Annotated in this window: 9 protein-coding genes; 5 read left to right on the top strand and 4 right to left on the bottom strand. The window is 61.8% G+C overall.

All coding sequences use genetic code 11. From position 1 onward, the window contains the following. Positions 1-30: 30 nt before the first annotated feature. The 4 genes from ACS7SF_RS09920 to tssB form a co-directional block, all read right to left on the bottom strand. Complete coding sequence (locus ACS7SF_RS09920) at positions 31-780, bottom strand: DotU family type IV/VI secretion system protein (RefSeq protein WP_439889634.1); 750 nt, start codon at positions 778-780, stop codon at positions 31-33. Next, positions 777-2,129: a type VI secretion system baseplate subunit TssK gene (gene tssK, locus ACS7SF_RS09915; RefSeq protein ID WP_439889633.1), complete on the bottom strand. Its 1,353-nt coding sequence runs from the start codon at positions 2,127-2,129 to the stop codon at positions 777-779. Before tssK ends, ACS7SF_RS09920 begins: the two co-directional genes overlap by 4 nt. A gap of 151 nt (positions 2,130-2,280) precedes the next feature. Continuing rightward, a complete protein-coding gene (gene tssC, locus ACS7SF_RS09910) occupies positions 2,281-3,819 on the bottom strand; it encodes a type VI secretion system contractile sheath large subunit (protein WP_439889632.1) in 1,539 nt (512 codons plus the stop codon). Between the two features lie 70 nt (positions 3,820-3,889). Then, positions 3,890-4,402, bottom strand: a complete 513-nt coding sequence (tssB, locus tag ACS7SF_RS09905; RefSeq protein WP_439889631.1) for a type VI secretion system contractile sheath small subunit — start codon at positions 4,400-4,402, stop codon at positions 3,890-3,892. 644 nt (positions 4,403-5,046) lie between these two features. On the opposite strand from tssB, the gene ACS7SF_RS09900 reads away from it, so the two are divergent. Genes ACS7SF_RS09900 through ACS7SF_RS09880 form a run of 5 tightly spaced genes read left to right on the top strand, consistent with a single transcriptional unit; the run spans position 5,047 to position 11,758 of the window. Further along, complete coding sequence (locus ACS7SF_RS09900) at positions 5,047-7,398, top strand: type VI secretion system Vgr family protein (protein WP_439889630.1); 2,352 nt, start codon at positions 5,047-5,049, stop codon at positions 7,396-7,398. Then, positions 7,395-8,375 carry a DUF4123 domain-containing protein gene (locus ACS7SF_RS09895; RefSeq protein ID WP_439889629.1) on the top strand — a complete coding sequence of 327 codons (981 nt, stop codon included), beginning with the start codon at positions 7,395-7,397 and terminating at the stop codon, positions 8,373-8,375. The genes ACS7SF_RS09900 and ACS7SF_RS09895 overlap by 4 nt, the downstream gene beginning before the upstream one ends. Further along, positions 8,368-9,210, top strand: coding sequence for a DUF3304 domain-containing protein (locus ACS7SF_RS09890; RefSeq protein ID WP_439889628.1), 843 nt, complete (start codon positions 8,368-8,370; stop codon positions 9,208-9,210). The genes ACS7SF_RS09895 and ACS7SF_RS09890 overlap by 8 nt, the downstream gene beginning before the upstream one ends. Beyond that, the gene (locus ACS7SF_RS09885; protein WP_439889627.1) at positions 9,203-11,452 is read left to right on the top strand and encodes a hypothetical protein; all 2,250 of its coding nucleotides are present in this window, start codon (positions 9,203-9,205) and stop codon (positions 11,450-11,452) included. The genes ACS7SF_RS09890 and ACS7SF_RS09885 overlap by 8 nt, the downstream gene beginning before the upstream one ends. A 48-nt stretch (positions 11,453-11,500) precedes the next feature. Beyond that, positions 11,501-11,758, top strand: a complete 258-nt coding sequence (locus ACS7SF_RS09880) for a PAAR domain-containing protein (RefSeq protein ID WP_439889626.1) — start codon at positions 11,501-11,503, stop codon at positions 11,756-11,758. Position 11,759 lies beyond the last annotated feature (1 nt).

Raw genomic sequence — 11,759 nt, 5'->3', positions numbered from 1 at the left:
CGGCCTGCTCAGCGACCTGTGGGTCGGACTTCACGGCCGGGCGGCTTGGGAGGCCAGGTGCGCGAGCTGCGCGTCCAGCGCGGCGCTGCAGACCAGCCAGAGCAGTGCAGCCGCCAGGCAGGCGAGGCCGGCCAAGCCCCAAGGCGAGAGGGCGCTCAGCCGGTCGGCCAGGCGCAGCTTGGGCCGGTCGATCACAAAGGTCGGGGCGGTTGCCGGGCTCAGTTGCTCCAGTTTGGCCGCGAGTGCGGCCTTAAGCGCGGTCAGCTTGGTTTCGCCCTCGCGCGCATAGCGCCCGATGAATCCCAGCCCCAGAATGGCGGCATAGAACTGCAGCAGCTCGACGTGCGGCGCGGCTTCACGCATGCGTTCACCCAGCCGGTCGAACACACGTTCGCCCGCGTCATGCTGCTCGAACAGTTCGACCTGCAGCGGAGCCGCTTCCCAGGCGGCCTTCTGCTCCGCAGGGAGGTGTCGCAGCGCCGTCTCATCGAGTAGCCCGCATTGGGCGATGGCGATTTCCTGTCGCACGTCCGCTGGCAGGCCAAGCAAATCCAGTGCCGCGTGGAAGTCCGAGATCAGCTTGAGGCAATGTGTGCGCAGATCGGGACCATTGGCCGTTTTGCCGCCACCGCTAAGCGTGGTGACCTCGAGTGCCGTATCGCGCAACAGGTCGCGCAGGCCGATGCCCGTCGGGTGGGAGACGGCAGCATCATTGGCCAGCAGTGGGCTTCCAGCAAGGGTGCTGTGAGGGGCGCTGGGAAGAGGGAGCGCGGCTTTCATGAGCGCAGCACCGCGTAGAGTTCCAGCGTGGCCTCGGGCACCGAGGCGGGCAGGTAGATTTCGCAGGCCCGGGCGGCGAGCATGCGCGCGTGCGCCGGGTCGCCCGCGTCCAGAGCAAAGTAATGGTTGTCCAGGCGCACGGGGATGGCGGCAGGCACACGCTGCACGGCCGAGAGCGGTATACCGGTGAGCGCCGAGTTGACGATGTGCTCGATGTCGTCGGGCGCGCCGACCTTGCACAGCCGTGGGAAGTGCTTGACCAGATCGAACGCCGGCATCGCCGCGTTGACCGACAGATACCAGTCGGCCGCGCCCTCGACAATGCGCTCGTCGAGGAACTGACCCGCCCACAGGGTCGGCGTCTTGCGGGTGAGGCCAATCGACACGACGCGCGATGGGATGATCGCGTCGAGCAGCGTGCGGATCAGGGTCTCCAGCTTGGCGAAGACCTCATCGGCGTGCGCGTGGTCGTAGGCGGGGATGTCCGTGAGCTGCGCGCTGGTCGAGAAGGTCGTCAGCGCACTGGCCAACTGCGCCAGCACGCCATACAGCCGCTCGGGTGGCTGGTTGGGGTGGGAGGCAAGGAACCGCAACTGCGGCCACGCCGCGTGAATGCAGTGCAGCAGCCAGAAGAGTTGCACGTCGGCCACTCCGTATTCGGCGACCTGCTCGATGCGCTCACTGCGCCGCGCGCCCAATGCCGCGCTCTTGGCGGCCAGGATATCGGCTAGACGCGTGATGCGCTCCAGGTGCAAAGGGTGACCGACGAGCGTCAGACAGGGCGGCACATAGCGCGCATCGACCTGGAACTGGCCGCTCGCTGTGCGCTTCAGACGCGCCACCGCGCAGACGGTGTCGTCCGCGTGCGGCTCGAAATCGAACAGCAGGCGCAGCGCGTGCCGGCCGGCGGCGACCTCGGCCTCGCCCGTGCCGTGCAGATCGGTGACCTTGACGAACTCGCGGTAGAAGCGCCGTGGCCGAGCCAGAGTCGTTTCGTCGAAGCGGCAGTTGTTGCCGTTTGCGTCCGGTAACGCGAGCGCCACCAGCACGCCCACGCTCTGCAGATCGGCCGGCAGCCCTTGTGTGAGATCGCGCGCCGCCGGCAAGGCGTCGGCCACCGTCGTGTCGATCGGCGTGCCATCGGGCAGGCGGACCTTCAAGCGCGAGAGTTTGAGGCGTCCGGCCGCGAGCGCTTCCTCATCAACCTCGACGGCAAGCGTCCCCCACGGCTCGGTCAGTGCCGCCGCGGCAAGTTGATGCTGGGCGAACGCATTCCAGCGCTCCTGCTGCTGGAAGTGCTGCTGCGTCAGGATCAGGCCTTCGTGCCAGAGCGGTTTATCGATCCGCATGCTTTGGAGGGGAGTGACTTGTTTCTGAATCTCGACGGGTTACACGCCCCGTCGCCTACGACGAAAAACCGGCCAGAGGCCGGCTGGTGGAATCTGCCGGTGGCCACCACTGCGGCTTGCAGCAGGGGATCACACAGCCGTCACCACCGTGTCAGCTCTTGGCCTTGGGCATCTGCGAGACCAGCGACAGCCCGATGTCCATGCCTTCGACTTGGAAGTGCGGGATGATGAAAAGCTTGATGCGGAAGAAGCCCGGGTTGTCCTCGATGTCCTCCACCATGACCTTGGCTTCGCGCAGCGGGTGCGACGCCTGCAGCTCGTCGCCCGGGTCCTTCATCTCGGTCACCAGCCCCTTGATCCAGTTGTTGAGTTCGATCTCGAGCAAGCGCCGGTCTTTGGTCGTGCCGATGTTCTCGCGCTGGATCAGCTTCAGGTAGTGCGCAATGCGCGAGAGCAGGAAGATGTACGGCAGGCGCGCATTGATGCGGCTGTTGGCCGTGGCTTCCTTGGTCTCGTAGAGCGCAGGCTTCTGTGAGGAGTTAGCCGAGAAGAAGCAAGCGAAGTCGTGATTCTTGTAGAACGACAGCGGAATGAAGCCCAGGTTGGCGAACTCGAACTCGCGCGTCTCGGGGATCAGCACCTCGGTCGGGATCTTGGGCTGCGCGCCGGTGCCCAGGTCGTACAGGTGCACCGGCAGGTCTTCGACCTTGCCGCCGGCCTGCGGGCCGCGGATCTGCACGCACCAGCCGTTTGAGACGAAGCTGCGCACCATGTTCGCGGCGAACGCGAAGGAAGCATTGACCCACAGGTACTTGTCGTGATCGGGGCCCTTGACCGCTTCGTCATAGTTGAAGGCGCGCACTGGCGTGGTGTCTTTGCCGTACGGCAGGCGGCCCAACACGCGCGGCATGGTCAGGCCCACGTAGCGGGCATCATCGGTGTCGCGGAAGCTCTTCCACTTGATGTATTCGGCACGGTCGAAGTAGTTGCCGATGTCCTGGATGGCAGCGACTTCCTCCATCGACTGCTTGCCGAAGAACGCCGCGCCGACCGAGCCGATGAACGGCATGTGGGCGGCGGCGGCGACCTTCGACACATTGCGCAGCAGCGCCACGTCCTGCGGTGAGTTGTCGAACTCGAAATCGCTGATCAGCGCGCTGATCGGCTGGCCGCCCGGGGTGTCGTATTCCTCGATGTAGGTCAGGCGGTACAGGCCGCTCTGGATGATCTCGGGCGTGTCCTCAAAGTCGCGCTGCAGCCCATCTTTGGACACATCGAGCACCTCGATGCGGGCGTTGCGGCGAAAGTCGGTGCGCGAGACCAGCATCTTGAGGCCACGCCAGCGGCCTTCGAGCGCCTGGAATTCCGGGTGGTGCATGACCGCGTCGAGCTGGCGGCTGATCTGCCGGTCGATCTGCCCGATGTGGAAGTCAAGCAGCGATTTGTCCAGACGCTCGACCGGCTGACTAGCCTTGGAGACCAGTTCCAGAAAGGCGCCCATGCCGCGCGCGATGCGCTCGTCAGCGGAGGCATCCGACAGCATGTCGTTGTCGCGGAACGCCTCCAGCGGGCGCGCCTCGGTCACGGGCTTCAGATTGATCTTGTTGCACAGCGACGCGTAGACGCTGTCGTTGCTGTCCAGAACGACGGTCTCGGTCGCCGCGGCTTGGCTTGATTCGGTGTGCTTCATTTGCTGTTCCGTTGTCGATGCAGTTGCCCAGTTACGAAAGGCAGTCAAGGCTCCCTTGGCGCGGCCGCGCTCAGGCATGGCCCTCGGGCTGCGTGGCGGAGGTGGCAAGCTGAGCCAGTTCGCTGCGCAGGCGATCGGACAAACGCTTGTCCTTGAGCACCTTTTCGAATTCGCGGCGGAACGTACCGTTATCGAGCAGGTTCGATTTGAGGTCGCGCAGCAGGTTGCGCATGGCGAGCAGCGCCTGCAACTCAGGGATCTGGCGTGCGACCTGCTCCGGCTCGAAGTCCTTCAGCGCGCGGAACGACAGGTTGACCGGCAACTCCGAGCCGTCGCCCGCGAGCGTGTTGTCGGCGGCCAGCTTGAGGTCGGGAGCAAAGTCGGCGAGCACCGCATCGAAGTTGTTCTTGTTGATGTCGACCTTCTTGCGCTCGGCTAGCGGCGCTTGCTCGCGGCCCGCGCTGAAGTCGCCCGCGACGAGCAGCTTAAGCGGCAGCTCGACCTTTTTCTGCGCCCCGCCCGTGTGCAAATCCAGGGTAATAGAAACGCGACTTTTAGGGATCTCTCGCTGGAAGCTGTCCATCGGTACTCAGTACTCCAATCGGTTCAAGATTTCCGCCAGGCCATGATGCAGTTGAGCTGCTGACAGGCCATAGCAACATGTGCCAATCACGTTTCCTGCCACAGAAGAGCGGAGTATGAATGGCTGATTTTCCAAGCAGACGGCTATTGGCCGGATTGCATCAAAATCGACAGTGAAGGCGACGGGTGCGAATTAAAGCAGGTTTACACGGCGGAAGTCAAAAAGTTCGTCGATGGACGAAATGTCACGAAAATTAACAATTAGATCGTGGTCACGCCATCGATTTGCGGATGGCGTCAGAGGGCACTCATTCCTGCGAGGTTGATATGTCTATAGATCGGCCATGGTCGCGGCTTTGCGTGATAATTGATAAATTCTCATATCGGATGTTATTGATTCTGATATCCCTAACATTGACTTCCGGTCAACGGGCGGAATTGTCAAATATTGCAAATTCGATCGTGACAAATCTTTGCAATTGCGTGGCAATCTAGACTTGCGGGTGCTGGTCACTATACGAGATATAAGTCCTCCATATAGAATCCGAACTCGCGCCGCTTCCAATTCAAGCAAGCCGCCGGGTCAGTTCGTTGAGCCGGCGTTGTCGTCTTTAGTGCGCAACGCGTTCCACGGAGCATTTACGCATGTCGATGGTTCAGTTTTCGCAAGCCTATGAGTTGAAGCTTGCGCCGCACCCAGCGCCGTTCTCTGTGCTCCGGTTCAAGGGGCGGGATGCGCTGTGCGAGCTCTACCGCTACGAGATCGAGTTCACCTCGCCCGTCGCCGGCATTGCGATGGACGCGGTGCTGGGCCGTCCGGCCAAGTTCATCATCGACCCGATCGACCCGAACATGGCTCTCCTGCGCAGGATGCATGGGGACCGGGCCGAGCAGTTCAGCGACAAGCCGGCCGCCCGCACGATCCACGGCGTCATCACCCGGTTTGACGAATACGAGACGTCGGCTGACGAGACACGCTACAAGGTGGTGCTCGAACCGCAGCTGGCTGACCTCAACCGCGGGGTGACGAGCCGGCTGTTCCAGAGGCAGTCGGTCCAGGAGATCATCACCGACACGCTGCGCCACTACGGCTACCGGGCCGCCGTGGATTTCCAGTTCCAACTGCGGGCGCAGTACAAGCGGCACGAATACATCACGCAGTACCACGAGACGACCTTCGCTTTCCTGCGTCGCATCGCGGCCGAGGAGGGCATCTGGTTCCGCTTCGAACAGAAGAAGGACCACGCGGTCATCGTCTTTGGGGATGATCTGGACGCCTATGCGCGCAACCAGCGCGTGGTTCCATTGCGCCGCGACGCGGGGCTGGAGAGCGCGGGCATGGAGTCGATCAAGACGCTGGAGCGACACATGCTGCGGGTGCCGGAAGCGGTCAGGCTGCACGACTACAACCACCGCCAGGCCGATGTGTCGCTGTTGGTCGAAGACAACGCCGCGCGCGAGGACAAGACAACCGACGCGGTCGACTACCAGTGGGGCGAGCACTACGAGACCCCGGACGAGGGTAAGCGCATCGCGCGCCTGCGCCATGAGGCGTATCTAGCCGGGCAGGTGACCTACCAGGGCACGGGCAACCCGTTCTCGCTCGAAGCGGGCGAGGTAATGCGGATGGAGCCGAAACTGGAGGAGGCCCCGCACGGACTGTTCATCACGGCAGTGGAGTCCAGTGGCGGACGCCGCGACAGTTACTGGCTGAGTTTCGAGGCCATCCCCTCGCACCGCATCTGGCGTCCCAAGGTCAACCCGGCCCAGCGCCCGAGCATCGACGGCATTCTGCCGGCGCGCATCACGTCGCCCGGCAACTACAAATATGCCTACCTGACCGAGCAAGGCTGGTATGTGATCAAGCTGCCGTTCGATCTGGACGAGTGGAGCCCAGGTGGCACCAGCCGGCCGGTGCGTTTCGCCAAACCGTACAGCGGCGACACCTACGGCCACCACTTCCCGCTGATCGATGGGGCGGAGGTGGCGCTGGTCTTCACGCAGGGCAACCCCGACCGGCCAGTGATCATCGGCGCGATGCACGACAGTCTGCACCCCGATCTGGTCAACAACCTGAACCACACCCGCAACCTGATCCGCACGGCGGCGCAGAACGAGTTGCGGATGGAGGATAAGGAAGGCATCGAACACATCCACCTGACCACGCCGTTCAAGACCAGTGAGCTCAATCTGGGCCACATGGTGGACGGCAGCCGCAAGGAGCGGGGGCAGGGGGCGGAGCTGCGCACGGATGGGCATCTCGCCGCCCGCGCCGACAAGGGCATGCTGCTAAGCACAGAAGGTCAGACGGGGGCGTCAGGGACGCAGCTCGACATGAAGGGCGCGCAAGAGCAGTTGCTGCGCGCCATCGAGCGTATGGAGTCGCTTTCTGAAGCTGTGCGGGCCGCCGAGGCCACCGTAGCGGAATTGAAGCAGCAAAAGGCGCTGTATGAGCAGACGCTGGACGGCCTGAAGCGCGCCGCCATCCTGATCAGCGCGCCGTCAGGCATCGGACTGACCTCGGGCGAACACCTGCAGGTCAACGCGGATCAAAACCTGATCGCGACAGCAGGCGGCAACATCGATGTCGGAACGATGCACAGCTTCACAGTTGCCGCAGGGCGGAAGGTCGCGCTGTTTGCGCAGGCTCAGGGCATGCATTTTACTGCGGCGAAGCAGGATATCGTGATGCAGGCGCGCACCGGCGCGATGTCACTTGCTGCCTCGAAGAACATACAGTTCACCAGCATCGATGGGGCCATCACTGCGGTGTCCAAGGGCGCGCTAACGCTGTCGAGCGGTGGAGCCTACATCAAGATCGAGGGCGGGAACATTGAACTGGGCTGCCCGGGCGGCATCAGCCTCAAATGCGGAAGCTTTCATTGGACGGGCCCGGCCAGCCAGACCCTGCCACTTCCGGCGATGCCGATCGGCCCGTGCAAGGAGTGTCTGCTGGACGCCCATCGTGGTGTGGAAGCCATGACGGAGGTCGCGTGACGGTCGATTCGGGAGGTTTGGTTCTGGCTCAGAACCTGGAACCCGCGTGGGAACAGTGGCGCGAGCGCTTGCTGGCTCAGTTCGAACCGTCGTTCGACCATGAAGCGCCCACGCACCTGTATGTTCTTGCGGACACGCGAGGCAACCCAGGAGTTGACACGCTGCTTCCCCAGGTCCCGGGGCTTGCTTGGTCTTCGCTTTGGAGCGGGTCCGTGCTTGAGTCCTATGTGGATATCTCGCCTTACCTGATTCGGATCGATCGGCTTGCGCTGGCGGACCCACGCGATCTTCAAACACGTCTGGTTCGGCGCTTATGGAAGGAAGGGCACGGACTGCACATGCTGACCTGGATCTGGTCGCCGTTGGCGCTGGAAATCCTGAGTGAGCATCTGCGGCACTACACCCAGTACGAGACGCCTGACCAGCGCGCGTATTTTCTGCACTTCTACGATAACCGCATCCTCGAGCGGCTGCGTGCTGTCTGGACGCCAGAGCAAGCCCAGGCGTTCATTTCGTCGTGCACTGAGCTTTGGTACCGCGATCGGGATATGAACGTGGTTTCCTGGCATAACGATGCACCCCCTGCGCACATTGCTGATGACGGTGGGCAGCGTTTGACCGCTGAACAGCATGCTGAACTGCTTCGGCTTGGGCATGCCGACAAGCTAGCGATGCAGTTGCGGGCGATGTACGGGGCCGCCCTTGATAAATTCTCTGATGCGGCGCTGTATCGACGCGTATCCAAGCAACTTGAGCGTGCCGCCCGGCACCGCGTAACAGGTGACGACGCTCTCTTGAGCTACGTCTCGAAAGGCGTGCTCGTGTCCGCCACGTTTGACGAGCATCCTGTGATCGCGGAGCGCCTGACTCGCGCAAGACAAGGGAGTCTTAGCCACAGTGAAGCGCTGAGTCAGATCAATCGTGACGTGCTGCGCGAGGCTTCGCGCGGCCAGTCACCAGGGGGCCAGCATGGCTGATCCGACACGACTCGAATTCAAGAATTGGGGAGCGACGCACATGATGAAACGGCTGGTTCCGCTGTTGTTTGTAACGCTGGCCCTGGCGGGGTGCGATGCGTTTTCGTCGGAGCCGACGTATCGCGGATTCAGCGTCGCGGGGATGAACTATACCCCCTACAACTTGAGCGAATTCAAGATCCACGACAAGTACGGCAACACGGCCAGCGGCGGCGGAGACCTGATGCCAGGAGCAGGGGAGGGAAGCACGACCTGCTGCTACAAACTCAAGGGGACGGACTTTACCGTCGATTGGGAGGTGTATGACGCAGACGAAGCCATTAAGGAGATAGATGCGCAAAAGCCAATTCAGACAATCCACAAAACGACCTCGGTCCATTTCCCGCCCACCAAAGTCGAAGGAGGCGCAGGGGACGCCATGCTGGCTGTGCATTTCTACCCGGACGATCACATCGAGTTCGAGTTTCGGCACGATTTGAGAGGTTCAAGAATTGCCTACGATGATGTGTGGGATTGGATGCGTAAAACTCACGATCAGCTCCTCAACCCGAACGACGAGGATGATTCCGTCGTCTTCAGGCGTACAGCAAGAATCGCTGCCCAAGGGTGGTTGAAGTATCGATTTTCCGACACGAGCGATTTGCAGCAGTACAGCTATTTTTTCCTGCTCAATCCCAAATTCGACCAGCACCCCGCAGTGCAAAGCATCCTGCAAGAAACGAAGGGCCAGCCCGGTGCATTCGGTGCCGCCATGCAGAAGCTGCCCGATGCCGTTGTGCGGGAAATCAAGACCAATCGCTTCGACCATGTGCTGACAGGAGCCCAACATGGCTGATTCCACTCAACTCGACCCCGCTGACCAGACGCCACTAGCGGTGCGCGTGGCCATGGGGGAGAACCACAAAGCCTACCCTAGCGACGCATGCATACCCTGTGGCGCAGTGGTGCACATGGGTTTTTTCTTCGATGGCTTCGGGCGCAATCGGGATCAGGACGACAAGCAGACCTCGCTTTACTCCAATATCTGCCGTCTCTGGGAAGCGCATCGGGAGAATCGAGACGCACGAAAGAAAGATTTCCCAAACCAGTTTTGGTACCGCTTTTACTACTCGGGTTTAGGCACGGAGCTCAATGAGGAGGCACGTGAAGGTCAGGTTGTCTCCGCGCTTGGCAAGCTCGGCAAGGAAGCCGCCAAATCTGCGGAAAAGAAATCCCTCAGCGTTGGCAAGAAAGTAGCCGGTGTGGACCGGTTGATCGTCAAGCCACTAAGCGCGCTTTCGGATGCTGCCAAGAAGGGCCTTGAGGATTTTTCGTACCGACCGGTGGTCACGTCCTTTGACGATCTGACCAAGAAAGTTGTTGCTGCACCTGGCAATGCCGCGCGTGCCTTGCGCTTGGCCGAAGAGGATCGGTGGGTCCGGCGCGGCCGCGCGGCCGCGCGAGCGATTCTCTACGATGCCGCGAAGAACCCGCTGAAGGTGGGCTGGGATGTCGCAAAGGAGGTCTTGGTCGGCGTCGCGCTGGATTCGATTCCCTGGTTTCGCGACAACCGGGCGATTGCGCTGGTCATGGGAACTGGCGTCGAGGACCGCCTCGCTGCTGCGAAGAAGCAGTTTGAGAAAGCCATCGAAGACGTGAAGATCAAGATGCCGAAGATCCAACGGATTCAGGTCTCGATCTTTGGCGCAGACCGGGGTGGCGTTCTGGCGCGGGCGCTGGCCAATGAGCTGACGGAGCGATACCGCCATCCGAGCGAAGAGAAGCTGGCGTTCGTAGATCCCAAAGACCCCAACGGCACGGCTGTGCCGATCGAGATCAAATTTCTGGGTCTGCTCGATGCAGTGTCGTCGCTGATGGAGGACAACAAGCTGCTGGGCATGGTGCCTGTTCTGAACATGGTCAAACAGAACTACGGCGATCAGAAGCTTGCCGTGCCCGGATCGGTGCAGCGGTGTGTGCATTTCGCGGCGGCCCATGAGCTGCGGTTTTACCAGCGGCTGGACAGCTTGGAGCAGACCCGCGGGCTTCAGTACCTCTACCCTGGCACGAGCGAGGACATTACGGGAGGCGCGCCACCTGGAACGCTGGGCGCGCGCGCCGAACTGCAGCGCGTCGTGCTACGCGACATGCTGAACGAGGCCGTCACGTATGGGGTGATGCTGGATACGATGGAAGACATGCGGAAGTGGAATCCGAAAGCATACGAAAAATTCACCCTCGCGCAGCCTATCTCCGACGGCAAGACCACTTACAAGATTTGGGAGTTGATCGGGGCCTACCGACAGGCCGTGCCTTACGTTGCGCGGCTGAATTTTCTTGAGCACATGCAGGTGTTCTTGCGCTGGATGGCGGTGCGCTACCAGTCTCCAGCGTTTCGCGCCACGCTAACGAGTCAGGCTGATGAAGTGACTGCCCGGCATCGCGCGCTCCTCAAGCAGCGTGAAGAGGCCAAGGCTGCCTACGACGCGCAGCGCAGTCAACGGCCAGTCAATCTTGCTGCGCAAGGCGAGGCCCATGCGCGCTGGGTGAAAGCGGACGCTGCCGTGCAGGCATCGGTGCAAGACGTGGTCGCAGCAAGGAGCCACCAGTCCGTCAGCATTTGGGAGCGTATCCAGGAGGAATCCCAGAACCTGATGCGGCGCGAATCGGCCCAAGCCGGTTTGCGGCGTTCGGCGAATGGGCTGCACGACCAGGCGAAAAACACCGTGCAGCCGTGGGATGCCGACCCCGAGTTCAGTGCGCAGATGGTCGAAGCGGCCATGTTGACGCCTGAGCAGGAGTCGCTGATCCAGGCGTGGAAGATGGGGATGAGTGGCACCAACCCGCTGCCTCCCAAAGTGATGGCGTTGTTTGACCTCCTTGTGCACGACACGATGCTGACGAGTTGGCACGACCACATGCTGTCGTCCAGCCTCTATTTCCAGACACGGGCCACCGACGCGTTCGGCAAGAGCGATTACGTCAAGGAAGACAAGCAGAGGAAGGATGACGAGGGTCTTGCGGAGCGTATCGAGAAGCAGCGCAAGCAGCAGGAAGAGTGGCAGAGGCGAGCGGGTGGCACGCCATCGCTGCACTAGCGCGGCGGGATTTCTTTATGGTTTCGGTTCTTTTTGTTGCGGATTGAGATGTCTGGAATCATTCGAGTAGGTGACCGCCATACGGGGGGCGGCGTGGTGGTGGTGGGCTCGCCCACGTGCATCTTCATGGAGCGTGCCGTTGCGCGTCTCTTTGACCCTGTCACGTGTCCCAAGCATGGCGACAACCGAATCGCGACGGCGACATCTGGAGCGTTCGACAACGGAATCGAGATCGCCCAGGATGGCGATCGGTGCGAGTGTGGCTGCTGTCTGATTTCTTCGCTGCCCAACAGCGGCCGGCGCTGAC

It is taken from the genome of Ralstonia sp. 25C, from assembly GCF_051904805.1.
GTDB lineage: Bacteria > Pseudomonadota > Gammaproteobacteria > Burkholderiales > Burkholderiaceae > Ralstonia.
Note: the sequence above shows the minus strand (reverse complement) of the source record. Positions and strands in the feature narration are given on the sequence as shown.